The sequence below is a fragment of the Burkholderia sp. Bp9031 genome (assembly GCF_003857965.1).
Taxonomy (GTDB): Bacteria; Pseudomonadota; Gammaproteobacteria; order Burkholderiales; family Burkholderiaceae; genus Burkholderia; species Burkholderia ambifaria_A.
In genome coordinates this window covers 1-25,559 of sequence record NZ_QTPW01000011.1, presented here as the reverse complement: position 1 = coordinate 25,559, position 25,559 = coordinate 1, and the positions used below count along the sequence as shown (strand labels likewise).

The 25,559-nt window shown below is 65.4% G+C and carries 20 protein-coding genes and 1 pseudogene; 14 read left to right on the top strand and 7 right to left on the bottom strand.

Annotated elements, in window-relative coordinates:
- Positions 1 to 146: 146 nt before the first annotated feature.
- From DIE15_RS16505 to DIE15_RS16490, 4 genes are read left to right on the top strand one after another with little or no spacing between them, the layout of a single operon-like run.
- Positions 147 to 938, top strand: coding sequence for a hypothetical protein (locus DIE15_RS16505; protein WP_057930132.1), 792 nt, complete (start codon positions 147 to 149; stop codon positions 936 to 938).
- An 8-nt stretch (positions 939 to 946) separates the two neighbouring features.
- Positions 947 to 1,999: an extracellular solute-binding protein gene (locus DIE15_RS16500; protein WP_057930127.1), complete on the top strand. Its 1,053-nt coding sequence runs from the start codon at positions 947 to 949 to the stop codon at positions 1,997 to 1,999.
- Between the two features lie 46 nt (positions 2,000 to 2,045).
- Positions 2,046 to 2,732 (top strand): c-type cytochrome, encoded by a 687-nt coding sequence (locus DIE15_RS16495; protein WP_124833823.1) that lies wholly within the window; start codon positions 2,046 to 2,048, stop codon positions 2,730 to 2,732.
- Positions 2,729 to 3,643 (top strand): c-type cytochrome, encoded by a 915-nt coding sequence (locus tag DIE15_RS16490; protein ID WP_057930125.1) that lies wholly within the window; start codon positions 2,729 to 2,731, stop codon positions 3,641 to 3,643. The genes DIE15_RS16495 and DIE15_RS16490 overlap by 4 nt, the downstream gene beginning before the upstream one ends.
- Positions 3,644 to 3,668: 25 nt before the next feature.
- Here the strand turns inward: DIE15_RS16490 and DIE15_RS16485 are convergent, their stop codons facing one another.
- The 3 genes from DIE15_RS16485 to DIE15_RS16475 all read right to left on the bottom strand — a co-directional run bounded on the left by DIE15_RS16485 (position 3,669) and on the right by DIE15_RS16475 (position 7,372).
- The gene (locus tag DIE15_RS16485) at positions 3,669 to 5,591 is read right to left on the bottom strand and encodes an SMP-30/gluconolaconase/LRE-like region family protein (protein ID WP_124833822.1); all 1,923 of its coding nucleotides are present in this window, start codon (positions 5,589 to 5,591) and stop codon (positions 3,669 to 3,671) included.
- Between the two features lie 271 nt (positions 5,592 to 5,862).
- Complete coding sequence (locus DIE15_RS16480; RefSeq protein ID WP_124833821.1) at positions 5,863 to 6,150, bottom strand: hypothetical protein; 288 nt, start codon at positions 6,148 to 6,150, stop codon at positions 5,863 to 5,865.
- A gap of 28 nt (positions 6,151 to 6,178) precedes the next feature.
- Positions 6,179 to 7,372, bottom strand: coding sequence for a porin (locus DIE15_RS16475; protein WP_057930123.1), 1,194 nt, complete (start codon positions 7,370 to 7,372; stop codon positions 6,179 to 6,181).
- 314 nt (positions 7,373 to 7,686) lie between these two features.
- Between DIE15_RS16475 and DIE15_RS16470 the strand changes: the two genes are divergently transcribed.
- Together DIE15_RS16470 and DIE15_RS16465 are read left to right on the top strand one after the other, a co-directional pair.
- The gene (locus DIE15_RS16470) at positions 7,687 to 8,319 is read left to right on the top strand and encodes a LysE family translocator (protein ID WP_124833820.1); all 633 of its coding nucleotides are present in this window, start codon (positions 7,687 to 7,689) and stop codon (positions 8,317 to 8,319) included.
- 42 nt (positions 8,320 to 8,361) lie between these two features.
- Positions 8,362 to 8,898 (top strand): GNAT family N-acetyltransferase, encoded by a 537-nt coding sequence (locus tag DIE15_RS16465; RefSeq protein WP_124833819.1) that lies wholly within the window; start codon positions 8,362 to 8,364, stop codon positions 8,896 to 8,898.
- A 37-nt stretch (positions 8,899 to 8,935) separates the two neighbouring features.
- Here DIE15_RS16465 and DIE15_RS16460 read toward each other — a convergent pair whose 3' ends face one another.
- Together DIE15_RS16460 and DIE15_RS16455 are read right to left on the bottom strand one after the other, a co-directional pair.
- On the bottom strand, positions 8,936 to 10,258 hold the full coding sequence (locus DIE15_RS16460) for an ATP-binding protein (protein WP_124833818.1): 1,323 nt from the start codon (positions 10,256 to 10,258) through the stop codon (positions 8,936 to 8,938).
- The gene (locus DIE15_RS16455) at positions 10,255 to 10,995 is read right to left on the bottom strand and encodes a response regulator (protein ID WP_057930120.1); all 741 of its coding nucleotides are present in this window, start codon (positions 10,993 to 10,995) and stop codon (positions 10,255 to 10,257) included. Before DIE15_RS16455 ends, DIE15_RS16460 begins: the two co-directional genes overlap by 4 nt.
- A 228-nt stretch (positions 10,996 to 11,223) precedes the next feature.
- On the opposite strand from DIE15_RS16455, the gene DIE15_RS16445 reads away from it, so the two are divergent.
- Positions 11,224 to 11,805 (top strand): thioredoxin family protein, encoded by a 582-nt coding sequence (locus tag DIE15_RS16445; protein ID WP_124833816.1) that lies wholly within the window; start codon positions 11,224 to 11,226, stop codon positions 11,803 to 11,805.
- A 48-nt stretch (positions 11,806 to 11,853) separates the two neighbouring features.
- Here DIE15_RS16445 and DIE15_RS16440 read toward each other — a convergent pair whose 3' ends face one another.
- Entirely contained in the window at positions 11,854 to 12,492 is a 639-nt protein-coding gene (locus DIE15_RS16440) for an FMN-binding negative transcriptional regulator (protein ID WP_124833815.1), read from the bottom strand.
- Between the two features lie 128 nt (positions 12,493 to 12,620).
- Between DIE15_RS16440 and DIE15_RS16435 the strand changes: the two genes are divergently transcribed.
- Together DIE15_RS16435 and DIE15_RS16430 are read left to right on the top strand one after the other, a co-directional pair.
- Positions 12,621 to 14,171, top strand: a complete 1,551-nt coding sequence (locus DIE15_RS16435) for a PLP-dependent aminotransferase family protein (protein ID WP_124833814.1) — start codon at positions 12,621 to 12,623, stop codon at positions 14,169 to 14,171.
- A gap of 97 nt (positions 14,172 to 14,268) precedes the next feature.
- Positions 14,269 to 16,467 carry a penicillin-binding protein 1A gene (locus DIE15_RS16430; protein ID WP_124833813.1) on the top strand — a complete coding sequence of 733 codons (2,199 nt, stop codon included), beginning with the start codon at positions 14,269 to 14,271 and terminating at the stop codon, positions 16,465 to 16,467.
- A gap of 157 nt (positions 16,468 to 16,624) precedes the next feature.
- Here DIE15_RS16430 and DIE15_RS16425 read toward each other — a convergent pair whose 3' ends face one another.
- Positions 16,625 to 18,157 (bottom strand): PLP-dependent aminotransferase family protein, encoded by a 1,533-nt coding sequence (locus DIE15_RS16425; protein ID WP_124833812.1) that lies wholly within the window; start codon positions 18,155 to 18,157, stop codon positions 16,625 to 16,627.
- A gap of 827 nt (positions 18,158 to 18,984) precedes the next feature.
- On the opposite strand from DIE15_RS16425, the gene DIE15_RS16420 reads away from it, so the two are divergent.
- From DIE15_RS16420 to DIE15_RS16400, 5 genes and pseudogenes are all read left to right on the top strand, one after another.
- Positions 18,985 to 19,848, top strand: a complete 864-nt coding sequence (locus tag DIE15_RS16420) for a carbon-nitrogen hydrolase family protein (protein ID WP_057930115.1) — start codon at positions 18,985 to 18,987, stop codon at positions 19,846 to 19,848.
- Between the two features lie 155 nt (positions 19,849 to 20,003).
- Positions 20,004 to 22,757, top strand: coding sequence for an aminotransferase class I/II-fold pyridoxal phosphate-dependent enzyme (locus DIE15_RS16415; RefSeq protein WP_260428270.1), 2,754 nt, complete (start codon positions 20,004 to 20,006; stop codon positions 22,755 to 22,757).
- The gene (locus tag DIE15_RS16410) at positions 22,693 to 24,288 is read left to right on the top strand and encodes a biotin carboxylase (RefSeq protein WP_082664968.1); all 1,596 of its coding nucleotides are present in this window, start codon (positions 22,693 to 22,695) and stop codon (positions 24,286 to 24,288) included. Before DIE15_RS16415 ends, DIE15_RS16410 begins: the two co-directional genes overlap by 65 nt.
- 9 nt (positions 24,289 to 24,297) lie before the next feature.
- Complete coding sequence (locus DIE15_RS16405) at positions 24,298 to 25,296, top strand: C45 family autoproteolytic acyltransferase/hydolase (RefSeq protein ID WP_082664967.1); 999 nt, start codon at positions 24,298 to 24,300, stop codon at positions 25,294 to 25,296.
- 120 nt (positions 25,297 to 25,416) lie between these two features.
- Positions 25,417 to 25,559, top strand: a pseudogene (locus DIE15_RS16400) (dicarboxylate/amino acid:cation symporter); the annotation flags it as partial.

Here is a 25,559-nt window from a genome sequence, read left to right as displayed (position 1 = left end):
CAATCATCGGACCCTCGAATATCTCCCATCCGATATCGCGATTTCAGATATCGATCGCGCGCCTCTAGACTGGCTACGCGATGGCGACGCACCGCCGCGGCACGGCGATGCGGCACGCCCCCACAAAAACGAGATGGGAGAGTTCGATGTCCGACCGGCATGCGCGCCGCGACGCGCTCAAGACACTCGGCCTCGCGGCCGGCACCGCACTGCTCGGCGCGTCACGCGTCGCCCAGGCGGCGACACCCGAAACCGGCGCGCTGCTGGCCGGCGACGCGACGCGCGTCGCCGACCTCACCCGCCGCCTCGCGGCCACGCCGAGACGCCGTGACTTCAAGACGGTGCCGATGATCGTCGAGCGTCCCGATCAATGGGATCACGCGGCGCTCACGGAAGTGATCGGCTATCGCGGCGGCCCGAAGCAGGTATGGGACAACACCGACCTCGGCGGCCCGTGGCTGAACCTGATGCGCAATGCGTTGAACGCGCAAATCTGGGCGTTCGGTCATCCGGATTTCCTCGTCGTGTCGGCCACGCACGGTGCCGCGCATCTCGCGCTGTTCGACCAGGCCGCGTGGGACAAATACGGCCTCGCGAAATTGGCCGGCGCCGCGTTCGCGACCAACACGCTGCTCGCCGCGAAACCCGCGCAATCGAAAGACGCGAACGATCACGAGCTGGCCGACGGCGCATTCTCGTCGCACGACAACAGCATCGCCGCACTGCTGCAGCGCGGCGTCGTGTTCCTGGCGTGCCACAACGCGATCTGGGAACTCGCGGAACGGCTCGACGGCGCGAACGCGAACCCGGACAAGCTGCCGCTCGACGCACTCGCCGCCGACCTGACGAACCACGTGATTCCGTCGGCGATCGTCACGCCGGGCGTGGTCGGCACGCTAGCCGAACTACAGCACGCCGGTTTCACTTACGCGAAGTGACGCACGTCATGACATCGATCCGCACGCGCGCTTCGCTGCAACGCCGATGGCGCACGGCGCTGCATGTCGCGCTGGCCGCGCTTTGCTGCACGTCGGCACTGTCGCTCGCCGCTTCCGCCGACGCTTCGAGCAGCGTCTTTCCGCCGTGGCAGGACGGCCGCAACAACGACGCGACGAACCGCGGCCTCGAATTCACCGTGCCGCAGGTCGACGTGCTCGCCGATTTCCACGGCGACCTGACCGCGCCGAAGCTCGTGCTGTACGTCGGCGGCAACTACTTCTTTGCGATGGCCCCGCTCGTCGCGCAGTTCGAGGCGGACCATCCCGAATACCGCGGCCGCATCTACTGGGAAACCATTCCGCCCGGCCTGCTCGTGAAGCAGATTCATGCAGGTGGCACGATCACCGTCGGCAACATGACGTGGACGGCCAAGCCCGACGCGTATTTCGCGGGGCTCGGCAAGATCGACGACCTGATCGCGGACGGCACGCTCGAAGGCCCTGCCGTGCCGTACGTGACGAACCAGCTGACGATCATGGTGCACGCCGGCAACCCGAAGCACATTGCATCGCTGAACGATCTCGCGCGGCCCGACGTGAAGCTCGCGATGCCGAACCCGGCCTTCGAAGGCGTCGCGCGGCAGATCCGCGCGTCGCTCGTGAAGGCCGGCGGCGATACGCTCGCGCGCGCCGTCTACGACGACAAGGTGCGCGCCGGCACGACCGAGCTCACGCACATCCACCATCGGGAAACCGCGCTGTTCCTGATGCAGGGCCGCGCGGACGCCGGCGTGCTGTGGCAGTCGGAAGCGGCGTTCCAGGAACAGGTCGGGCATCCGCTGATGCACATCGACATTCCGTCCGCGCACAATACGACGGCGATCTATGCGGGCGCGATGGTGAAGCATGCGCCGCACCCGGAGGCCGCACGCGCGTGGCTCGCGTTCATCCGGTCGCCCGAGGCATTCCGGATTTTCGCGCGCTACGGCTTCGGGCACTACGACGCGACGGCGCCGGCAGCGCATCTTGCGCCACGGCAGGATCGGCCCGACGCGGGCTGACCGCGCGGGCGCACGCGCAACGAGACAGACAACAAGGAGGGGACACGTGAACGATTCGGTCGACAACCCGCGACGCCGGTTCGCACCGCTGCTGCTCGCCGCAGCCGCGCTGCTGGCCGGCAACGCCCGCGCGGACGATATCGCGCTCGGCAAGACCATCGCCACCCAGGGCACGACGACGGGCGTGGCCGCATGCATCGGCTGCCACGGCGCACAGGGCGAAGGCAACGCGGCCGCGGGCTTCCCGCGTCTCGCCGGCACGAATGCCGCCTACCTGTCCGCGCAACTTGCCGCGTTCGCGGACGGCAGCCGCCAGAACCCGGTCATGCAGCCGCTCGCGAAACTGCTGTCGCCGCACGATCGCGATGCGGTGTCCGCGTATTTCGCGAGCCTGCCGGCATCGCCCGCCATAACCGCATCCGACGCCACCTCGATCGATCCGGCGAACACCGGCGCATGGCTCGCGTCGCGCGGACGCTGGTCGCAAGGCCTGCCCGCGTGCGCGCAATGTCACGGCGCGGGCGGCCTCGGCGTCGGCACCGCATTTCCGCCGCTCACCGGCCAGCCGGCCGCGTATATTGCAGGCCAGCTGAACGGCTGGAAGCACGGCATGCGGGCACCCGGCCCGATGGCACTGATGCCGATGATCGCCGGCAAGCTGTCCGACGCCGATATCGACGCGGTGGCCGCCTACTATGCGCGCGGCGGCGCCGCGAACGGAGAAAAACAATGATCGACCGCACGAAGCTGATCCGCGGCGCGCGTGCCGCGCTGCTCGGCGCGGCCTGGCTGCCCGCGCTCGCCGGCGCGGCCGCGCCGCAGGATGCGCCGGCCGCTGGTTCCGCCGCGGCGGCGAAGCCGTTCACGCCACCGCCCGAAGCCGCGATCCCTGCCGACGACTTCGGCAAGACCGTGAAACTCGGCGAGCAGATCTTCCTGCACACGCCCGAGTTCGCGGGCAAGTACGTCGGCAACAAGCTGACCTGCGCGAGCTGCCACCTCGACGCGGGCCGCCGGCCCGATTCGAGCCCGATGTGGGCCGCGTACCTGCTGTACCCGGCCTACCGCAGCAAGAACGGCCACGTGAACACGTTCGCCGAACGCCTGCAGGGGTGCTTCAGATACAGCATGAACGGCAAGGCGCCGCCGGCCGGCGACCCGATCCTCGTTGCCCTCGAAACCTATTCGTACTGGCTCGCGAAGGGCGCGCCGGTCGGCACGAAGCTGCCCGGGCAGGGTTTCCCGAAGCTGCCGCCGCCCGCGCAGAAGGCCGACTATGCACGCGGCGCCGCCGTCTATACGCAGCATTGCGCGCTGTGTCACGGCGCGGACGGCCAGGGGCAATCCAGCGGCGGCAAGCCGGTGTTTCCGGCGCTGTGGGGCGCGCGCTCGTTCAACTGGGGTGCGGGGATGGGCGACATTCGCAACGCGGCGGGCTTCGTGAAGGCCAACATGCCGCTCGGGCTCGGCGGCACGCTGACCGATCAGGAAGCGTGGGACGTCGCGACCTTCATGGACAGCCACGAGCGTCCACAGGATCCGCGTTTCACCGGCTCGGTGCAGGACACGCGCGCGAAATTCCACGACACGCCCGACTCGATGTACGGACGCGAGGTGAACGGCCGCGTGCTCGGCGCGCCATGATGCCCGAGCGGCGCGGCCTGGGTGGTCACGGATGCCAGCGATACACGACGAGGCTCGACCCGTTGTAGTTGTCCTTCGTGATCACGTACTCGCCAGTCGAGCGCAGGTAAGCCCGGATGCCGTACATCGAGTCGACGTCGTTGCCGACGTCCATCGCCGACGTGTTCGAGTTCGTCAGCGTGGTGACGAGGCTGCCGGTGTTCAGGTCGAACACGTCGACGTTCGGCACGGTGTGCACGTAGCCGACGAACAGGTAGTGGCCGGCCGCCGCCATCGATTTCGGGTTCGCGCTCGTCAGGTTGATCGCCACGTTCGGCGTGCTCGTGTTGCCGGCCTTCCAGCCGCGATAGACCTCGATGTGCCCGTTCATCGCGGTCCAGTCCCAGCTGCCCGAGATGCCCTGCGCGAGAATCATCGTGTCACTGTCGGCCTGGTAGATGATCCGCGTGAGCGGCAGCACGGTGCGCGGAATCGGGATCTGCGTCGGCTTGCCCCATGACGGTTTCCCGGTGGCGTCGAAACCGGTCATCGGATAGTGCGAGATGTTGTTGGTGCGATCGAGCCCGGCCCATACGTCGCCGTTGTCGTCGAGCGCGAAACCGGCCGTCACCTGCAGGGTCGTGTTGAACGGCTTGCCGGGGATCGAGCCGTCCGGGATCGCGATATAGCCGCTCGCGCTGTTGAAGTGATAGATGTTGTAGTTGCCCGGGTTCTGCCCGGTCGCGACGAGCATCCGGGTGCCCTTTACCAGCGCGAGCTGGCCGAAATGCTGGCCGCGCTGGTAGTCCTTCATGTCGAGGCGCGGGTCCTTCGGATAGGTGAACGGATCGATCGTGTTCGCGACGAAGGCGCCGCCCGCGCCGCCGGTGTACACGTTGTTGCCGCTGTAGAAGAACGCGCCGTCGGTCGCCGGATCGGGCGCTGCGGCGGCCTCGAAGTTCAGCGCCTGCAACTTCCATTGCAGCACGCCCGTCGGGCTGTACGAATGCAGGTCGGTGCTGCCGTTGCGCCCGAGATCCCAGCCGCCGCCCCACGCGTTGTTCAGCACGTACAGGTTGCCGGCCGCGTCCTTGCCGATGCCCGCGACGCGCGTGAAGCGCTTGTCGCCGACCTGCCCCTTGATGCCCGACGTCGTGTCGAGATAGCCGCCCTGCACGCCGAACGTGCCGACCTGCGCGGGCTGGCCGGCGAGCGTGTAGATCTTGATGTTCATGTCGGGGCCTTCGTCGCCCACCAGCAACTGCCCGCTCGGCGCATCGAAATACAGCGACGCCGGCCGCGCGCCGGCCGCCATCGCGATCGTGCTCATCGCCGTGCCGGTCGGGCTGAACTGCGCGACGATGCCCGCGCTCTTGCGCGCGACCCACAGGTTGCCGCCCGCGTCGAGCGCCAGTGCGCCGGGGCCCGACACGCCGATGTCGCGCTGCCACACGCCGTCCGTCGTGTAGACGCGCACGCGGTTGCCGTAGAAGTCGCTCACGTACAGCAGGTTGCCGGTCGTCGCGAGGCCCGTGATCACGTCCGCGTACTGGATGCCCGTCCACGTGCTGACCGGAATGCGCAGGTCGCGCTGGTTCGTGCCGCGGTTGTAGCGGCCGACCGAGCCGCTGCCGAACGTGCGGTTATAGCCGAGCGCGACGAACAGCGAGTTCGCGTTGCCGGTGATCGCGCCGCCCTGGAATTCGTCATGGATGCCGATGGTGCCGAGCGTCTGCCCGTTCTGGTAGATCGCGACGCCGCCCGCATTCTCGTCCCAGCGCGACGACGTGTAGATCACGCCCTCGGGCGCGACCCACAGCGAGCGCGCGCCGTTGCCGACGTGCGTGGCCAGCGTACCGAACGTGTTCGCGAGCCAGTCTGTCGTGTATTGCGCCTGTGCGTGACTGACCGGCGCCAGCACTGCCATGCACAACACCAGCAATGCCGCGCGAATTTGTTTCGATAACATGAATGGTGCTCCCGGGCGATCGTTTCTCGACACTCTAATTCGCCACGCATGAAATATTGGTGATTTCTTCAAAAACCTGTTCATTTCCACTGCGAATTACTCACTACATTTTCTTGCCGCGCAACGCGGGGCGGCCAACGATGGAAACACTCCGGGACCAGCGCCGTAGCTCCTCGCCTGACAGCGCTGTTGCGATTAGTCATTACCGGCACTTTGTTCCGAATTCCCAATGCAGACACGTCATTTTTTCTGATTCACGCGCATTGAATTTTCATTGCCGGCAAATCGACTCGATGATTACAAATCGAAATTTAAATGAAAGAGAAAAAATATTATCGGGCGCATGCTGCATTGCGCGATCGAGCGCGCAGGCTGCATGCCGCATTGCCGGGAAAATCGTGAACAGGTGAAGTAACGCGATGCGCGGCGGAACGCCGTTGCCGATGAAGGCCGGGGATAGAAACGAAGATGTGCCGCGCGTGCGGCGAAGGGTGATGCGGCCCGTGGCGAATGGAGAAGGCCGCACGCCGGCCGGGCGGCCGGCGATCCGCGGCCGCATCGCGCGGCCGCCGGTCGCGCGCGTAACGTCAGAACTTCTGGCGCAGCCCGAGGCTGACGATCGCCTGCGACCGCGAGTCGGACGAGTGACCGTTCGCCTTGTCCGACACCGACGCGGTCGCGGCCACCGGCCGGCCGAGCGCATCGAGCGTCGTGCCGGACGCATGCTGGTACGCGCCGAGCAGGTACACGCTGGTGCGCTTCGACAGGTCGTAGACCGCGCCGAGCGTGACGTTGTGATACTGCGCGCGGTTGTCGATGCCGTCGACGTCGCTGCCGCGCGTGTAGCTGTATCCGGCGAACAGTTGCGTCTGCGGCTGCACGTTCCAGCGCGTGAACACGCCCGCGACGTTGAAGGTCGCATGACCGTTGAACAGCGACTGCGCGCCGCTGCGGTACTGCACGTTGCTGTAGTTCACGCCGACGACGGCCGGGCCGAAGTCGTACGTCGCGCCGGTCGCGATGATCTGCTGCGACTGCGCGCTCGCATAGCCCTCGTTGATCGACGAGTTGAACAGGCCGTCGTCGGTGCTCTGCCACTTGCCGGCGCTCGGGTCGGCCGCGCCCGTCTTGCTGTTGTCCGAGCGCTCGTAGCCCACGCCCACGCGCAGCGGCCCCGCCGCGTACGCCGCGCCGATGCTCCACGTGTTGCGCTGCTTCATGCTGCCCGGCTGGCTGCCGAAGCCGTACAGCGCGCCGAGCGTAAAGCCCGCGTAATTCGCGCTCGTGTACTTGATCGAGCTGTCGACGCGCGCGGTCTGGTCGAGGTCGTCGATGTCGCCCGGGTGCGCGCCGAAGCCGCCGATGAACGAAGACGGGCCGACCGGGCTCACGAAATCGTCGAGCGACGTGTACTGACGGCCGAGCGTGACCGTGCCGTAGCGGTCGCTGCCGACGCCGACGAACGCCTGGCGGCCGAACTGGCGGCCGCCCTGGCCCGACGTGCCGTTGGTGATGTCGAAGCCGTTCTCGAGCACGAACAGCGCGCGCATCCCGCCGCCGAGATCCTCGGAACCCTTGATGCCCCAGCGGCTGCCGGACAGGTTGCCGGTGGTCAGGCCGACGTCCGAATGTCCGGTGTAGGCGCCCGGCGAGCCGACCCGTTCGTTGCTGCGATAGGTCACGCCCGCATCGACGATGCCGTACAGCGTGACGGAGCTTTGCGCGCAGGCGATGCCCGCGAGCGAGAGCAGCAGCGGTGCTGCGATCAGTTGCTTGTTCATGATTTTTAGCGTCTCCGGGCGGTGAACCCGTTGTTCTATGCGAGTAACGCGTGCGGTCGGCGAGATCTGCCGGCATGCGAGGCCGGCGGCGTCCGCACACGGGAACGCGCGCATGCGACACGCACGCGACGTCGCGGCGGGCCAGCCCGCTGCGGCCCGCCATGGTAGTTGGAACCGGTTCCGATCGATAGCGCAATAATGAAAACAGCTTCTTGCCAATATCGAGATAATCGATCTGGCGGCGAACGTCCCTGTACAGCGCGGGGCCGCGCACCCGATAATCGGGCGCGCACCTGCTACCGGGAGCCTCCGTCATGCATGAAACGACCCTGCTGATCTTCGCCGCCGTCGCGTTCGTCGGAATCGCGACGCCCGGCCCGACCGTGCTGCTCGCGCTGACCAACGGCTCGCGCTACGGCGTGCGCCGCGCGGCCTACGGCTTCGCCGGCGCGATGCTGTCCGACTTCGTGCTGATCGTCGCGGTCGCGCTCGGCCTCGGCGCGCTGCTGATGGCGTCGGCGTTCTGGTTCTCGGTGGTGAAATGGCTCGGCGCCGCCTATCTCGCGTACGTCGGCATCCGGCTGCTCACGTCGAAGGGCTCGCTCGACGTCACCGCCGCGCACGGCGGCGCGGCGCCCGAACCCAACGCGTCGATCTTCGCGAAGAGCTTCCTGACCGCGGTGACGAATCCGAAGGGCTATCTGTTCTTCTCCGCGTTCCTGCCGCAGTTCCTCGATCCGTCCGCGCCGCTCGTGCCGCAGTACGTCGCGCTTGCAATCACGTTCGCGCTGCTCGACGGCGCGGTGATGTTCGGCTACGCGCTGCTCGGTGCACGCGCGGTGCGGCTGCTGAAGCGCTCGGGCGCGCTGTGGCTCGAACGCACGTGCGGCGCGATGCTGCTCGCGCTGGCCGGTTCGCTCGCGCTGTACCGGCGTCATGCCGCGTAACGGCATCGGCATGCGCGCCGCATCGTTCGCAACGCGTGCACGATGAGAATCGACGCGCCGCCCCGCTCCGGCTTCCCCGGCCTGTCGCTCCGGCAGCTCGACCGCACGGACCTCGACGCGTGGTACGCGTACCTGTCGAACGCCGACGTCGTCCGCCACACGAGCTGGAACCTGCATTCGCGCGACGATCTGCTGCCGCTGTTCGACGGCATCGAGTCGATCCAAGCGGATTCGATCCGCCGTCTCGCGATCGTCGACGATGCATCGGGCGCGCTCGCCGGGACGATCGGGCTGCATACGGTGTCCACCGCGAACCGCTCGGCCGAGATCGCATACGACCTCGCGCCGTCGCACTGGGGGCGCGGCATCGCAAGCGCGCTGTGCGCGAGCGTCACCGCGTGGGCGTTCGCCGACGGCGGCTTCATGCGCATCCAGGGCATCGTGCTGACCAGCAACGCCGGCTCCGCGCGCGTGCTGCAGAAATGCGGCTACCGGTACGAAGGGTTGCTGCGCGCATACCGGATGGTGCGCGGCGTGCCGGGCGATTTCGCGATGTACGCGCGCCTCGCGACCGACTGACGCGCTGGCCGGCTGACGCGCCCCCGCCCGACACGCATCACGCGGCATTCGCCAGCGTCAAGCGTGCTTCGAGTCCGCCACCATCCGGCCGGTTGCGCAACGTGAGTGTGCCGCCCATCGCGAGCGCAAGCTGCCGCGCGATCGCAAGGCCGAGCCCCGTGCCACCCGTCTCGCGATTGCGCGACGTCTCCACGCGCCGGAACGGTTCGAACACCGCGTCGAGTTGATCGTCCGGAATGCCGGGCCCGCGATCGAGCACCGCAATGATCGCGCCGCCGCCCGGTGCCGCCTGCACGTCGATCTCGGCCGCGCCCGCGAACTTCAGCGCGTTGTCGACGAGGTTGCCGACGATCCGGCGCAGCGCCTTCGGCCGCGTGACGAGCGCGAGCGGCCCGCCGCCATGCAGCGCGACATCCTGCCCCGCATCCGTGTAGTCGCACACGATGCTGTCGAGCAGCGCATCAAGATCGATGCGGCGCGCGGCCTCTTCCGTGCCGTGCAGCGTGCGCGCATACGCGACGCCTTCCTTCACCAGATGCTCCATCTCGAGCAGGTCCTGGCGCAGCTTCGCGCCCTGCACGTCGTCGTCCATCGTGTCGACGCGCAGCCGCATCCGCGTGATCGGCGTCTGCAGGTCGTGCGAAATCGACGCGAGGATCTGCATGCGTTCGGCCATGTACTGCGCGATGCGGTCCTGCATCGCGTTGAACGCGCGCGCGGCGCGCGCGACTTCGGACGGCCCGTCCTCGCTCAGGCGTTCGCCCTTCAGGTCGGGGCCGAGCGCGTCGGCCGCTTGCGCGAGCTGGTTCAGCGGCCGCGTCGCGAGCCGCACCGCGAGCCAGCAGCATGCGGCCAGCACCGCGAGCTGCAGCGCGAGGACGACCGGCAGCCAGCCCGACAGCGGCACCGTCGACATCGGGTGGATGTCGATCGTCAGCGGCGAGCCGTCGGTCAGGCGCAGATGCACCTGCAGATGCTCGCGATCGCCGGGGATCGCGTTCGCCGTCAGCGGGTAGTCGCCGCCGATGCCGTCCGAGATCGACCGCTCGACGCGCGCCGACAACCGCGCCTCGGGCGGCGTGCCCGTCTCGCCGGGGCCGAGGATGAACGCATAGCTGCGCCGTGCGAGACGCGGCAGCCACGCGGCGCGCTGGTCGGGCGGCAGGTGGTCGAGCAGCGCGACCGAGCTCGCGACCTCGCGCTCGATGTAGCCCATCATCAGGTTGGTGGTCGCCTGGTCGCGCTCGGTCACCGTGAGCCAGAATGACAGCGTCTGCGCGAGCGCGAGGCCCACGCACAGGATCAGCGCGAGCCGCGCGAACAGCGAACGCGGCCAGTGCCACGGGGCGCGCGCGCTCATGCGTCACCTTCGACGGCAGTCACGGCCGACGAGAACACGTAGCCCTCGTTGCGCAGCGTCTTGATGTAGCGCGGCTCGCGCGCGCCGTCGCGCAGCCGCTGGCGCAGCCGGCTCACGAGCAGGTCGATCGACCGGTCGAACGGATCGGACTGGCGGCCCTGCGTGAGGTTGAGCAACTGGTCGCGCGTCAGCACGCGCTGCGGATTGTCGAGGAACACGCGCAGCAGCCGGTACTCGGCACCGCTCAGCGCGACCAGCGTGCCTTCGGCGTCTAGCAGGTGACGCCCCGTCGTGTCGAGCCGCCATTCGCCGAACGCGAGCATCGCGGCTGTCTCCGTCACCTGCATGCCGGGCGGCAGCATGCGCGCGCGGCGCAGCACCGAGCGGATCCGCGCGAGCAGCTCGCGCACCGCGAACGGCTTCGCGAGATAGTCGTCGGCCCCCATCTCGAGGCCGATGATGCGGTCGGTTTCCTCGCCACGCGCGGTCAGCATCAGCACCGGCACCGTGCGGAACTTGCCGGCGCGCAGATCGCGGCACAGCGTGAGGCCGTCCTCGCCGGGCAGCATCAGGTCGAGCACGATCAGGTCGGGCGCGCCGTCGTCGAGCACGTTGCGCATCTCGCGGCCGTTCGCGGCAAGCGACACGCGCATGCCGTTCTTCTCGAGGTAGTCCGCGATCAGTTCGCGGATCGCGCGATCGTCGTCGACGATCAGTACGTGGTCGATCTTGTCCATGAGTCGGGGTCGTTGTCGTGAGATTCCGGCTGGCGATGTCCGCTTTTATACCGCACCGCGGCCTCACGTTTGTATCCCAATGTATCGCGCCGCCGTGACGACACACAACATTGCACATGCGCGGCTTGCCGGACACATCGCAGATACGTCGGCGCGGCCCAATGAGGGCTGTCGAAACCTGTCCGGCCGACGCACTCGCGCGGCGGCCGGCCGAACCGGAGAATCGCCATGCTGCCCAGACTCAAGACCGCCGCCCTCGTGATCGCCCTCGCCGCCACGGCCGGGCTCGCCGCGTTCGCCGGCACGCGCGACGACGCGGACATGACCGCGTCGCTGGCCGGCACGCCGGCGCCCGACTTCACCGGCATCGAGCGCTGGCACAACAGCGCGCCGCTCAAGCTCGACCAGTTGCGCGGCAAGGTCGTGCTGGTCGATTTCTGGACGTACTCGTGCATCAACTGCATTCATACGATTCCGTACGTGAACGACTGGTACCGGAAGTATCGCGACCAGGGGCTCGTCGTGGTCGGCGTGCATACGCCCGAGTATCCGTTCGAGCGCGATGCGAAGAACGTCGCCGATGCGCTCAAGCGCTTCGGCATCCAGTATCCGGTCGCGCAGGACAACCGCTATGACACGTGGCGCGCGTACGGCAACCAGTACTGGCCCGCGCTGTACCTGATCGACGCGAACGGGAAGGTCGTCTATACGCGCTATGGCGAGGGCGGGTACGACAAGACGGAGGCGGCGATTCGCGGGGCGCTGGCGCAGGCGGGAGAAGGGACGAAGAACGCGACGCGTACGCAGTAGCGTGCGCCGGCGGGGGCGCGGCATGCGCCCCGTGCGAATCAACGGCGCTCACCCCCGCTTCGCTTCCGCCTCCGCCAGCATCGCCTCCCCGATCGCCAGATTCCCGTCCGCGATCAGCGCGTCGCCCGCGCCGCGCATATCGTCGACCGCCTTGTTCTGTCCGAGCTTGCGCTTGCCGATGAGCCGCGTGATCTCGATCTGCAACCCGACGATCGACTGCAGCATCGTGTCGAGATAGTCCTTCGGCGCGTCGGCCATCTTCCACGGCTCCGGCTGCGATGCCTCGTGCGTGCGCGTCAGCCGCGCGACCACGCCGCGCACGAACTTCTCGTCGTCGCGCACCGTGATGCGGCCGTGCGCATGCACGACCACGTAGTTCCACGTCGGTACCTGCCGGTGAGCGACGTGCTTGCTCGGGTACCAGTTTGGCGAGATGTACGCGTCGCCGGCGCGGAAGATCACGAGCACCTCGTCGCCATCGGCGACCTCCTGCCAAACCGGATTCGCCCGCGCGACGTGCGCGTGCAGCTCGCCAAGGCCGCCGTCGCCCGGCAGCAGTTCGAACGGAATGTGGTTCGCGTCGAGCCCGCTCTTCCCGTGCGTGATCAGGCTGCCGAACGGATGCTGGACGATCAGTTCGCGCAGTGCGTCGGGGCGGGATTCGGCGAAATCGGCGGGGACATACATGGCGGCTCCACGGTCGGACAGGGTTCAGGAGGGAACGGGCCTGAAACGGGCTCGTCATGCCCGGATTGTGATCGCTAACTGGTTTATTCTGTAGAGCCGGTTTCGAATAATCTCAGCAGACCAGAATCATGGCCCGAACCGCCCGGATCGTCGAAATTCCGTCGCTCGGCGCGCTCGACCGCGCAGCCGGCGACCTCAGCCGCCAGCTCGCGCAGGCGTTGCGGGACGCGGTGCGCCGCGGCGACGTGCGGCCTGGCGACACGCTGCCGTCCACGCGGCTGCTCGCGGCATCGCTGCGGGTCGCGCGCGGCACCGTCGTCGACGCGTATGCGCAGCTCGTCGCCGAAGGCTTCCTGGAATCGCGCGGCGGCGCCGGCACGCGCGTCGCGAACGCGCTGGCCGAGCCGCCGCCGGCCGGCGAAGCACCGGCCGCCCGCCAGCGCGCCGCGCACGCCGGCCTGCCCGAACCGGCCGCGACGTTCGCGCGGATCGCCCGCGAATTCCGTCCGCTGCCGGCCGTGCCGTTCGCGATCTCGGTGCCGGTCGGGCTGACCGCGCCCGACGACATCTGGCGCCGCCTCGGCAACCGCCTGCGCGCACGCGGCGCCGGCGCACCGTCCGGTTATGCGGATCCGCAAGGCGCGTTGCCGCTGCGCGAAGCGATCGCCGACTACGTGCGCCGCTCACGCTCGGTGCGCTGCGGCGCCGATCAGGTCGTGATCACGAGCGGCACGCAGCAGGGGCTTCACCTCGCGAGCCAGGTGCTGCTCGGCGCGGACGATCGCGCGTGGGTCGAGAATCCCGCCTATCGCGGCATCACCGCGCTGCTCGAAAGCACCGGGCGGCGCAACGCCATGGTCCGCGTGCCGGTCGACGCGGACGGTATCGACGTCGAGGCAGGCATCCGCATCGCAGCGAACGCCCGCGCCGCATTCGTCACGCCGTCGCACCAGTACCCGCTCGGAATGCCGATGAGCATGGCGCGGCGCAACGCGCTGCTCGGCTGGGCACGCACGCATCGCGCATGGGTGGTCGAGGACGATTACGACAGCGAGCTGCGCTACGAGGGCTATCCGTTTCCGTCGCTGCAAGGCCTCGATCCGGAACGCGTCGTCTATCTCGGCACGTTCAGCAAGATCCTGTTTCCGTCGCTGCGGCTCGGCTACGTGATCGCGCCCGACGACCTCGTACCGGCGTTCTGCGGCGCGCGCGTGCTGATGGACCGCCACGCGCCGACCGCCGATCAGCACGTGCTCGCCGCCTTCATCGCGGAAGGCCATCTCGACCGCCACATTCGCCGCGTGCGCGGCGTCTACGCGGAACAGCGCGCGCTGCTGATCGACACGCTCGGCGCGCGGCTGCCGCGCGAGCGCGCATGGGTGCAGCCGGGCGATCAGGGGATGCACGTCGTGCTGTGGCTCGCGGAAGGGATCGACGATCTCGACGTGGCGGCGCGCGCCGCGCAGGCGGGCGTCGCGGTGCGCGCGGTGTCACCGATGTTCGCGCCGGGCACCGGGCGGCCGGGCCTCGTGCTCGGCTTCGGCGGGTTCGATCGCGCGCGGATGGAAGCGGCCGCGCAGCGGCTCGCCGATGTGGTCGGCGACGCGGCCGGCGCCGATTCATCGGACGAATCGCACCCGCGTACGCGGGCAAAAGTTGTCCGCGGGCAACAAACGTAATCTTCTGTAACTCCTGCAGGAAAACCGGCATTTTGACCACAGGCAACGCTGCCCGGTTTGCTAGGATCGCGCCTTTTCCGATCGCGCTCCTGCCGCCGTGAATCGCTTCGTGCCGTTTCTTCGCAACCTGTGGCTTCGCTGCCGTGACGGTGCCCGCGCGCTGGGCGCCGGCGCATGGCATCGCCTGCGCCATCCCACTCGCCGTGGCGTCGCACTGACACTCGCCGCGATACCGGTGCTCGGCCTGCTGGTCCTGCTCGCGTTCGTGCCGTTCACGCCGAGCATCGGCGACATCCGCAAGGCGCGCATCGACCGTCCCGCGCGCGTGCTGTCGGCCGACGGCCAGCTGATCGCCGAATTCCGGCCCGTCAACCGCGAATGGGTGCCGCTCAAGCAGATCTCGCCGCACATGGTCGACGCGCTGATCGCGACCGAGGACCACCGCTTTTACTCGCATCACGGCATCGACTTGCGCCGCACGCTCGCGGCGGGGCTGCATACGTTCTCGGGCAGCCGCCAGGGTGGTTCGACGATCACGCAGCAGCTCGCGCGCAACCTGTATCCGGACGAAGTCGGCCGCGCGCCGACGCTCACGCGCAAGGTGAAGGAGCTGATCACCGCGTTCAAGATCGAGACGGTGTACAGCAAGAACGAGATCCTCGAAACCTACCTGAACACCGTGCCGTTCCTGTACAACGCGTACGGCGTCGAAATGGCCGCGCGCACCTATTTCGGCAAATCGGCGAACCAGCTCGACATCGTCGAAAGCGCGACGCTCGTCGGGATGCTGAAGGGCAACAGCTACTACAACCCGGTGCTGAATCCGGAACGTGCGGTCCAGCGCCGCAACATCGTGCTCGCGCGGATGCAGGCAATGGGGATGCTGTCGCCGCAGCAGCTCGCGAAACTGCAGCGCCGGCCGCTGCGCGTCGACTTCGAGCCGCAGACCGCGCAGCCGGGCCCTGCCCCGCACTTCGCCGTGCAGTTGCGCAAGTGGCTGATCGCATGGGCCGACCGCAACAACTACGATCTCTACTCCGACGGCCTCGTCGTGCGCACGACACTCGATGCGCAGTTGCAGGACATCGCGACGCAAGCGCTCACGCAGCAAACCGATCGCCTGCAGGCGATCGCCGACAGCGCGTGGCACAACGCGTCCGGCTGCGGGCTGCGCAACGACCTGTTCCGCGGTTTCATCCGGCAGACGCCCGACTATCGCGACGCGCGCGACGCCGGGCTCAACGATGCGGCGGCGCTGAAGCAGCTTGGTGCGAATCGCGCGTTCATCCATGCGCTGTGCGATCGCAAGACGCAGGTCCAGGCCGGCTTCGTCGCGATCGATCCGCGCAACGGCGCGATCCGCGCATGGGTCGGCAGCCCCGACTTCGGCAGCGAGCCGTTCGATCACGTCATGCAGGCGCGGCGTCAACCGGGCTCGACGTTCAAGCCGTTCGTCTATGGCGCCGCGTTCGCGGACGGGATGCGACCGGACGATACGTTCGTCGATCGCCCCGTCGCGATCCCGATCGGTGCACACGCGGTATGGCGTCCGACCGATGAGGAGCCGCCGACCGACGCACCGATGACGCTGCGCGACGCGCTCGCGCTGTCGCGCAACCGCATCACCGCGCAGGTGATGCAGCGTGAAGGCGCGGGCCGGGTCGCGCAGCTCGCGCGTGCGATGGGCGTGCGCGAGAGCCCGCTCGACGCGGTGCCGTCGCTCGCGCTCGGAACGAGCCCCGTCACGCTGAAGGAGATGGTGTCCGCGTACGGGACGATCGCGAACCGCGGCGTGTACGTCGCGCCGCAGATGATCACGCGCATCGAGGATCGCGACGGCAAGGTGCTCGCCGCATTCGGCAGCACGCCGCCCGAACGCGCGCTGCCGGTAGCGGCGGCACAAACGCTGGTCGACGTGATGCGCGGCGTCGTCGATTACGGCACCGGTGCCGACATCCGCTCGCGCTACGGGATTCGCATCGACGTCGCGGGCAAGACCGGCACGACGCAGGACAACACGGACGGATGGTTCATCCTGATGCATCCACAACTGGTGGCGGGCGCGTGGGTCGGCTTCGACGACGGCAGCGTGACACTGCGCAGCGACTATTGGGGTGCGGGCGCGCATAGCGCATTGCCGATCGTCGGCTCGTTCTACGATGCGGCGCTGCGTGCGCAAGCGATCGACCCGCGTGCCCAGTTCTCGCCCGACTTCCGGCCGCGCAGCGCACCGGCGCCGACGCCGAGGCGGCGTCCGCATCCCGGCCTGTTCGACTGGTTGAGAATGTTCCGGTAATCACTGCACGGCAACGGCGCTTCGTCCGCCTGGACGAAGCGATCGCGGCACGCGCCGCGCATCCTCGACGTGACATGTCCGTCGATCGACTACGCTTGATAATGTCGTCACGCAACGGCGCGTGACGAAATCATGCGCCACCTCGATCGCGCCCCGGTCAAGTCGGTATTGTCTCCCGCGAGCATCGCCCCTTGGTCTCGGCTACGTCGATCGCAATCGCAAGCTTCTGTACCGCCCCCTCGATCGCATCGTCGGACACCCCTCCGTAACCCAGCACCAGACCGTTTCGCGCATTCGACGGCACGGCAAAATACGAGCTCAACGGCCGTGCGACGATCCCTTGAGCCAACGCCCCTTGCGAGACCAGGTGGTCATTCGCGCCATGCAGCGCCACCGTGAGATGCAGCCCGGTATCCGTTCCTGCAACGTCGATACGATCGCCAAGATGCCGCCGGAGCGACGTCGTCAGCAGCGTGTTGCGCGCTGCGTATATCTTGCGCATCCGCCGCACATGGGCCGAGTAATGCCCGTTGTCGATAAACTCCGCCAAGGCCGCCTGGATTGTCAGTTGCCCACCGCGATAGACCTCCGATTGGGCAACGGCAAACGCGTCGACGAGATCGGGCGGCACGATCAGGAACGCAAGTCGCAACCCCGGGTAAAGCACCTTCGAGAAGCTGCCGATGTAGATCGTGTTCCGATGTGGATCAAGCCCCTGCAGTGACGGCAGGGGTGCACCGTAATACCGGAATTCGCTGTCGTAGTCATCCTCGATGATCCACGCGCCTTGCGCGCGCGCCATTTCCGTCAGCAACCTGCGCCGCGCGAGGCTCATCACCACGCCGCTCGGATATTGATGCGACGGTGTGACGAAGATCAATCTCGGGCTCCGGCCAAATGCACTCGGCAACTGGATTCCCTGCGCATCGACCGGTATCGCCTCCAGATCGAGCCCCGCGCCGCGAAACACGCTGCGCGCTCCCCAATAGCACGGATCCTCGATCCATACCAGTTCGCCGGGGTCGGCAAGCAGGCGCGCGCACAGATCGATCGCCTGATGCGAACCCTGTGTCACGATGATCTGCTCCGGCGAGCACGCGACGCCACGGGCAAGCGTCAGATATTCGGCCAGTGCGCGCTTGAGCGGCGGATAGCCATGACGACTGCCGTAGCCCAACTGACCCTGCCCCGCAGTTCTCCAGACCTTCGCGATCAGTCGCTGCCATACGACGCGCGGAAACTCGCCGATGTCCGGAATACCCGGGACGAATGCGCCAACCTGATAATCCGATGCACCCGCGTTGACGAGCAGATCCATTGCGCGGGCGGCGAGTCGTGATCCCTGGCGCGCGATCCAGTCGTTCGTGGTCCGACTCGTGCCGGCCATGCGATCGATCAACGACGCATCAGGTGCCGTGTCACTCACATATGTGCCGCTGCCACCGGAAGCACGTGCATATCCTTCCGCAGTCAGACGATCGTATGCGTAGATCACCGTATTCCGCGCCACATGCAACTCGCGTGCAAGGTCGCGGGACGCGGGTAACCGCGCGCCCGGGCCAATGCGGCCTGAAAGAATCGCTTCGCGCAGGTCGTCGAACAGCCTACGGTTCAGTGGCGTCCCGCACGGCGTGCGACGACTCCAGTGCGCCAACGTGAGCAGCCATTCGATCAACGGGGATTCTCTCATCTGATTTCCCCTGATCTCAAATCCGACTCGTGGTGATCACGCACGTACCCATTCATGTTGCAACCTGCCATCAATTCGCCCGCTTCATTCCGTCAAGTTCTCCCTGCCGAGGTCAACTGACGATTTCGGCCCGCCTGACGGGCCTGCGACGATATCAGTGAAGCGACGATGCTCGATATCCTCAACCTGCGGACGGTATGCGACCGATATTCGGCACGCAAAGGCCATGCGTTATCCGAATAATGTGCCCCGAAAAAAGAATGCCCCGGGCGAGATACGGGCCAGGCTTGGCTGCATCGGGCAGAAGAGCCGGCAGTTGCGGAATAAGCAGCTGAAATTTAGCGGCATCAATCGCCTCGGTCGCGATCTCCGGACCTGCCGCACCGCTCCGCGCATCGATTCGCCCCGCCCCCTCGGGGCAGTCATTGCACGGTGACACTTTTCCGACTTGGATCCAACCACAATGAATTTGTTGGACCCATTCGCTCAGGCATGTTGGTTCTAGAATGCATGCCACCGATCATCCCGATCATTTTCGTTCAGCAGACTGTCATGACGAACGTATCAATCATGCTTCCACTCACTACAGCTCACGCTTCGCCCTCTGCTATCGCGTCGCATCCCCTTGATGTCCCGCGTCTCGCCGAGACCATTCCGTCGCGCCGACACCACTCGCATTCCCGTTTCAACAACACTGCGTATGGTCCGGCAAGGATCTGCCTCGATGAGCCACGTGCCTCGCACGGCCCCGCCATCGAGCCCGATCGTGAGGCAGTCGTGACGGTAGATTGCGTTTGCCCGAACTCTATCGAATGTTGAGAAAGACCATGCACAATATTTTCGGCATCGCCGGCGTTCAGATGCGGGTATCCGCGTTCGAGAGCAACGTCGAAGTCATCGGCAATTACCTGCGCCACATTCGAGTCCGGTTTCCGTGGGTACACATGGTGTTGTTCTCCGAACTCGCGCCGCTGGGTCCGCTGCATCGCAACGCCGAATCGCTGCCCGGTGCCACCGAGGCGCGTCTGGCAGAACTTGCTCATGAAACGGGGCTCTGGCTGATTCCGGGTTCCCTGTTCGAGCAGGTCGACGGACCCAATGGCACGCTCATCTACAACACCACACCGGTAATCGATCCGCGTGGAGATGTCATCGCGCGCTATCGAAAACTGTTTCCGTTCCGCCCGTACGAGCGCGACGTCGAGAGCGGCACCGAGTTCTGCGTGTTCGACGTGCCAGGCATGGGACGGATCGGTGTGTCGATCTGCTACGACATGTGGTTTCCGGAAACCACGCGCACGCTCGCCGCGATGGGAGCGGAAGTGATCCTGCATCCGACGATGACGGACACGATCGACCGCGACGTCGAACTCTCGATCGCCCGAGCATCAGCCGCTCAGAACCAGCTTTACTTCTTCGACATCAACGGCATCGAAGACGGTGGTGTCGGCCGCTCGATCGTCTGCGATCCATCCGGCTACGTATTGCATCAGGCCGGCAGCGGAAGCGAGATCATCCCGATCGCAGTCGACTTCGAACGCGTACGTCGCGAGCGAGAGCACGGGTTGCGAAATCTCGGCCAGCCTCTGAAAAGCTTCAGGGACAGAAGCTGCGAATTCCCCGTCTACGAAAGAGACAATCCTGATTTTTCATATCTTAATACATTAGGACCACTTACAAAGCCGGATTGAAAGACGGACGTTTTGCCAGCACCGCCGGACGGATTCCGAACCATATGGCCGGGAACAAAAATCGAATCAAGGAGATAGCAGATATGAGATCGGAGCAACCGTTGCCGCCGTTCGTTACACAATTGAGCAACCATCGCAGCGTCTGGGAGCGACGCATGGACGGCTGGATCAATCTGGTAGACGATCTTAGTCGCCTGGCAATCCTGTCAACCGACGATCCTGAGTTTGTACTGCGGCTGGCCAGCGTGTGGCGCACCGTCGATCTGCTCACACCGATCGAAAGCTACTGGGCGTTCCCCGGCCGACGAGTATTCGGGGAGCTTCGACAATGGATCGAACGCGAAGAAATGAGCCGCGCGCATCAGGCGGCGCGTCGCATTCATCGCGTTCTGGCGGCCCGCACCTACCGTCACGACGCGAACACGCTCGACAGCGAAAACGAGCTTCCCTCTCAAATCGAAACCGATAGCGAACGACAGGCACAGCTCGCGCGCCCCTATTTTGAAGTGCTGATTGTCGATGAAATGTCGCCAAGCGAGGAAGACGCGCTGCGTCGCCGCGTTCAGCGCAAGCGCAGCCCAGATGACGACTTCATCTTCGATATCGTCATCGTGCCGAGCTTCGAAGATGCATTGATCGCGACTCTCGTCAACTTCAATCTCCAGGCAGTGGTGATTCGGCACGGCTTTCCGTTCCGATCGGCGAACCACAACGGCATGCTGCGCCGTTTTCTGGACGGAGTGGACGACAGCGTCGAGTCCATGCCCGAATCCGAGCGCGGCCCATTGCTTGGCCGCCGGATCGCGCAGATCCGCCCGGAACTTGACCTGTATCTCGTGACGGACGTGAGCGTCGAGGACATCGCCGCGCGCGTCGGCGAGGTCTTCAAGCGAATCTTCTTTGGCGAGGAAGACCACCTCGAGCTATACGGCTCGATCATGAAAGGTGTCGCCGAGCGTCACCGGACGCCGTTCTTCAATGCCCTGCGCGACTATGCAAAGCAACCGACCGGGGTATTCCATGCACTGCCGCTCGCACGCGGCAAGTCGATCATGAACAGCAACTGGATCGGCGATATGGCGCAGTTCTACGGCATGAATCTCTTCATGGCCGAGACCTCCGCGACGTCGGGCGGGCTGGATTCGCTGCTCGATCCGAGCGGACCGCTGAAGCTCGCGCAAGAGTATGCCGCGCGTGCATTCGGCGCGCGTCGCACCTATTTCGCGACGAATGGAACGTCGACCTGCAACAAGATCGTCGTTCAGGCACTTGTCAGGCCCGACGACATCGTGCTCGTCGATCGAAATTGCCACAAGTCCCATCATTACGGGTTGGTGCTCGCAGGCGCACAGGTGGCATACCTCGACTCCTATCCGCTGGACGAGTACTCGATGTATGGCGCCGTACCCATCCGTCACATCAAAGAGACGCTGCTCGATTTTCGCCGCGCTGGAAGACTCGATCGCGTGAAGATGGTACTACTGACCAATTGTACGTTCGACGGCATCGTCTACGACGTCGAGCGCGTGATGATGGAGTGCCTGGCGATCAAGCCCGATCTCGTCTTCCTGTGGGATGAGGCGTGGTTTGCCTTCGCGCGCTGTCACCCGATCTATCGGCAGCGTACTGCGATGGCGAACGCGACCAAGCTCGCCGATACGTTCAAGGACCCGGCCTACGCGAAACGCCACGCGGAGTTCGCCGCCACGCTCGACTGGAACGACGATGCACAGCTTCTGGACGCACGCCTGCTTCCCGATCCGTCGCGCGCGCGGGTGCGCGTGTACGCGACGCACTCGACACACAAGACGCTCACCGCGCTGCGCCAGGGCTCGATGATTCACGTGTGGGACCAGGATTTCAAGGACAAGGCCGAAGAATCGTTCCATGAAGCGTACATGACGCATACGTCGACGTCTCCCAACTATCAAATCCTCGCCTCACTCGACGTCGGACGCCGTCAGGTCGAACTCGAGGGTTACGAATTGATCCAGCGCCAGCTCGAACTCGCAATGAGTCTTCGCGAGCAGGTCAAGCAACACCCGTTTCTCAGTCGCTACTTCCGCTTCCTGCGCGTCGGGGACATCGTACCGCCTGCCTATCGAGAGTCGGCTGTCAGCAGCTACTTCAACGACGAGACCGGATGGAGCAATCTCGAAGCCGCGTGGCGTACCGACGAGTTCGTGCTGGATCCGACGCGCGCGACACTCGTCATCGGTTCGACGGGCATGGATGGCGACACGTTCAAAAACACGGAGTTGATGGATAAATACGGTATCCAGATCAACAAGACGTCTCGCAACACGGTTCTTTTCATGACGAATATCGGTACGACCCGCTCGGCAATCGCCTACCTCATCGAGGTCCTGGTGAAGATTGCACGCGATGTCGACGCGCGCGTGGTCGACATGAGCGCGGTCGAGCGGAGGATTCACGATAAACGGGTTCGTTCGCTGACACAGGAGCAACCGCCGCTGCCGGATTTCTCGCGTTTCCATTTCGCGTTTCGCGGCCGCAGTGTCGACGATCGCACCGAAACCCGAGACGGTGATATTCGCAGCGCGTTCTTCCTTTCATATGACGATGCAAATTGCGAATACATCGACATGAACGAAGCCGCTCGCGCGATTGCTTCCGGCCGCGAGCTCGTGTCCGCGCTGTTCGTGATCCCTTACCCGCCCGGTTTCCCGATCCTCGTACCGGGACAGGTCATCAGCCCCGAAATCCTTCAGTTCATGGCCGCGCTTGACGTGCGCGAGATCCACGGCTTCCGCGCCGAACTGGGCTTCCGAATCTTCACCGAGACGGCGCTCGAATGCGCGGCACAGAGTACAGCCGCACGCGTTGCGGCCGCTCGTCAAGTCACGTCCACGCCATCGCAACAAGCATACGCCTGCGCCAAGGCGTAAAGCCCGGTGCTACCGAACTGAACCAAGACGCAGCAAAACGAAATCGAACAAGAATCGATACAAGGAGCGACAAGTGAGCAAATCTGTCAACAGCATCGCGGATCTCCTGCTGATGTTCCACCGCAACGAGCGTCCCATCTACTTCATCAGCGCAACGAACTTCAATCTGCTCGGCGTGGACAGATGGGTGAATCGATTCATGTACATCAACTACATCGACTGCTTCGACGGACGCCATCCGAACGTCTTTGTGCCGTCCGAATCGCCGCACGACGAATTCCAGTCGATCGAGGACATCAACAACCATCTGCTGGCGCACAAGGAGGTGATCGATCTGATCGAGCGTCGCGGTGGCCGACCGGTCGCGACATTCCTGATGTTCGACGAGAAGACGGAGGCGCTTGCGGAAGAGATCGGCCTGGATGTCTGGTTCCCCCCGGCCGCACTGCGGACCCGCTGTGACAACAAGATGGAGACCGTGCGCATCGGGAACAAGGCAGGCGTGCATTCGGTGCCGAACGCGCTCGAGAAAGTCGACAGCTACGCACACCTGCTGCAAATTGCCGATCGCAACGGTCTGGGCAAGGACCTCGTCGTGCAGTCCGCATTCGGAGACTCGGGCCACACGACATTCTTCATCGCGTCGGAAGATGATTTCAACAAGCACAAGGATGAAATCGTCAGCGATCCCGAAGTCAAGATCATGAAGCGAATCAACTGTCGCGGTGCGACGCTCGAAGCGTGCGCGACGCAGTCCGGCACGCTCGTCGGCCCGCTCCTGACCGAAGTGGTCGGCGCTCGTGAGCTGACGCCATACAAGGGCGGCTGGTGCGGCAACGAAGTGTTCCCGGGGGCATTCACCGAAGAAGTTCGTGCGAAGGCCCGCGAGATGGCGGAGAAGTTCGGCAACCAGCTCTTGAACGAGGGCTACCGCGGCTACTTCGACCTCGATTTCCTGATCGACGTCGATTCCGGCGAAGTGTATCTCGGCGAACTCAATCCACGTATCTGCGGTGCAAGCCCGATGACGAACCACGCGGCGTTCGCATACGCTGACGCACCGCTGTTCCTGTTCCACCTGCTCGAATTCTCCGGCGTGCCGTTCAATCTGAACGTGAAGGAGATCAACGAGCGATGGGCGCAGCCACACTTCATCGATTCGTGGTCGCAAGTCGTTCTGAAGTTCAACGATGACAAAGTCGACCAGGTCACGCACGCACCGGCAACCGGCATCTACCGCATGGCCGACGACGGCAGCGTGTCTTACCACCGTTTCGATTACCACCGCCGCGCGATCGACAGCGAACGCGAGGCATTCTTCCTGCGCATCACCGGTCCCGGCGACTATCGCTATGAGGGCGCGGACCTTGGCATCCTGATCACGCGCGGACGGTCGATGGATGACAACTTCCGGCTCAACATTCGTGCGCGAGATTGGGTGCGTGGACTGAAGAACTACTACGCCGGCAAACCACTCATGGCACCGACGCCGGACGCGGTGCCCACGCCCGGTTCGTTCAAGATCCTGTAAGGCACCGCCATGTCCATCAGTGTGTCGTTCCGCGCCATCGCCGAGGATATCCCCGGCGACAAATGGCGCGCGCTGTTCGAACACGCGTGGCCCAGCTATCGCGCATGGTTCCTGCGGAGTGGCGTAGCCGGCCGGCCCAGCTACCTCACGTGTCGGCGCGCACTACGCGAGCACATGCCCGAACTGGTTCCCGTCTGGGAGCGCCTCGTCGACCTCGCGGGAGGCGGCGACGTCGAGGCACGCTTCCTGTCGCTGTGGTGTCCTCCGCCCTACATTGCAGGATGCTCGCAGGGCGTATGGATTGATCCAGCCGGCCACGGAGAACCGATGCTGCTGCGCAATTACGATTTTGCGCCCGCGCTACTCGAAGGAAGCTGGCTTGCCACGCGCTGGGTGGGGCCGCGTGTCGCGGCAATGGTCGATTGCCTGTGGGGAGCGCTCGACGGCATCAACGAAAGCGGACTCGCCGTATCGCTCTCTTTCGGAGGACGTACCGTGTCCGGCGTCGGTTTCGGCATCCCGCTCGTGCTGCGGTACGTGCTCGAAACGGCACGGACAACTGCCGAAGCAGCAGCCATCCTGCAGCGCGTGCCGGTACATATGAGTTACAGCGTCACGCTACTGGATCGCCATGCAGATTGGGCCACCGTCTTCGTCAACCCGGATCGTCCCACCGAAATCACGCGTCGTGTCGCCGTCACCAACTTTCAGCATGCGGTCGAATGGCCCGAACATGCGCACGCGACCCGATCGAGAGAGCGGTTGACCGCCCTGCAAACGCATTGCCACATGTCCGGCACTGCCCAACAGGCGATTGATGCACTACTGTGCGAACCCCTGTATCAGGACGCGTGGTCACGCGGCTACGGGACGCTCTATTCGGCTGTCTATCGCCCGTTGACCCTGCAGGCGGAACTCCGATGGCCCGACGAATGCTGGGCACAGTCGCTGACTGCATTCGAAGAAGGCTGTCGGCAGCCGGACTTACGGAAAGCGTCACGACGCTGATGCTGCCGGAAGCGACCACGTCGTATTTCGTCGCTCCCGGCATCAGTTCTTCGATGCAAAACATGGAGATTCAAAGTGAGAAAGAAAGGAAACGCCTCAGCCATTCACATCTTGATTGCAATGCTGATCGGCATCGCAGTTGGCTACATGATCTATACGCAATTTCCCGACAAGAAGGTCTCGACTGAAATTGCCGGCTACATCTCCCTCGTGTCCGACGTGTTCCTGCGGCTGATCAAGATGGTGATCGGGCCGCTGGTGTT

Bases quoted from the DNA above. Each gene is read 5' to 3' on its own strand.
- DIE15_RS16420 (WP_057930115.1), top strand. From the start codon at position 18,985: ATGCACAATATTTTCGGCATCGCCGGCGTTCAGATGCGGGTATCCGCG.
- DIE15_RS16455 (WP_057930120.1), bottom strand. From the start codon at position 10,995: ATGGACAAGATCGACCACGTACTGATCGTCGACGACGATCGCGCGATC.
- DIE15_RS16435 (WP_124833814.1), top strand. From the start codon at position 12,621: ATGGCCCGAACCGCCCGGATCGTCGAAATTCCGTCGCTCGGCGCGCTC.
- DIE15_RS16490 (WP_057930125.1), top strand. From the start codon at position 2,729: ATGATCGACCGCACGAAGCTGATCCGCGGCGCGCGTGCCGCGCTGCTC.
- DIE15_RS16465 (WP_124833819.1), top strand. From the start codon at position 8,362: ATGAGAATCGACGCGCCGCCCCGCTCCGGCTTCCCCGGCCTGTCGCTC.
- DIE15_RS16485 (WP_124833822.1), bottom strand. From the start codon at position 5,591: ATGTTATCGAAACAAATTCGCGCGGCATTGCTGGTGTTGTGCATGGCA.
- DIE15_RS16405 (WP_082664967.1), top strand. From the start codon at position 24,298: ATGTCCATCAGTGTGTCGTTCCGCGCCATCGCCGAGGATATCCCCGGC.
- DIE15_RS16460 (WP_124833818.1), bottom strand. From the start codon at position 10,258: ATGAGCGCGCGCGCCCCGTGGCACTGGCCGCGTTCGCTGTTCGCGCGG.
- DIE15_RS16500 (WP_057930127.1), top strand. From the start codon at position 947: ATGACATCGATCCGCACGCGCGCTTCGCTGCAACGCCGATGGCGCACG.
- DIE15_RS16505 (WP_057930132.1), top strand. From the start codon at position 147: ATGTCCGACCGGCATGCGCGCCGCGACGCGCTCAAGACACTCGGCCTC.
- DIE15_RS16480 (WP_124833821.1), bottom strand. From the start codon at position 6,150: ATGCGGCCGCGGATCGCCGGCCGCCCGGCCGGCGTGCGGCCTTCTCCA.
- DIE15_RS16425 (WP_124833812.1), bottom strand. From the start codon at position 18,157: ATGAGAGAATCCCCGTTGATCGAATGGCTGCTCACGTTGGCGCACTGG.
- DIE15_RS16415 (WP_260428270.1), top strand. From the start codon at position 20,004: ATGGACGGCTGGATCAATCTGGTAGACGATCTTAGTCGCCTGGCAATC.
- DIE15_RS16445 (WP_124833816.1), top strand. From the start codon at position 11,224: ATGCTGCCCAGACTCAAGACCGCCGCCCTCGTGATCGCCCTCGCCGCC.
- DIE15_RS16470 (WP_124833820.1), top strand. From the start codon at position 7,687: ATGCATGAAACGACCCTGCTGATCTTCGCCGCCGTCGCGTTCGTCGGA.
- DIE15_RS16440 (WP_124833815.1), bottom strand. From the start codon at position 12,492: ATGTATGTCCCCGCCGATTTCGCCGAATCCCGCCCCGACGCACTGCGC.
- DIE15_RS16475 (WP_057930123.1), bottom strand. From the start codon at position 7,372: ATGAACAAGCAACTGATCGCAGCACCGCTGCTGCTCTCGCTCGCGGGC.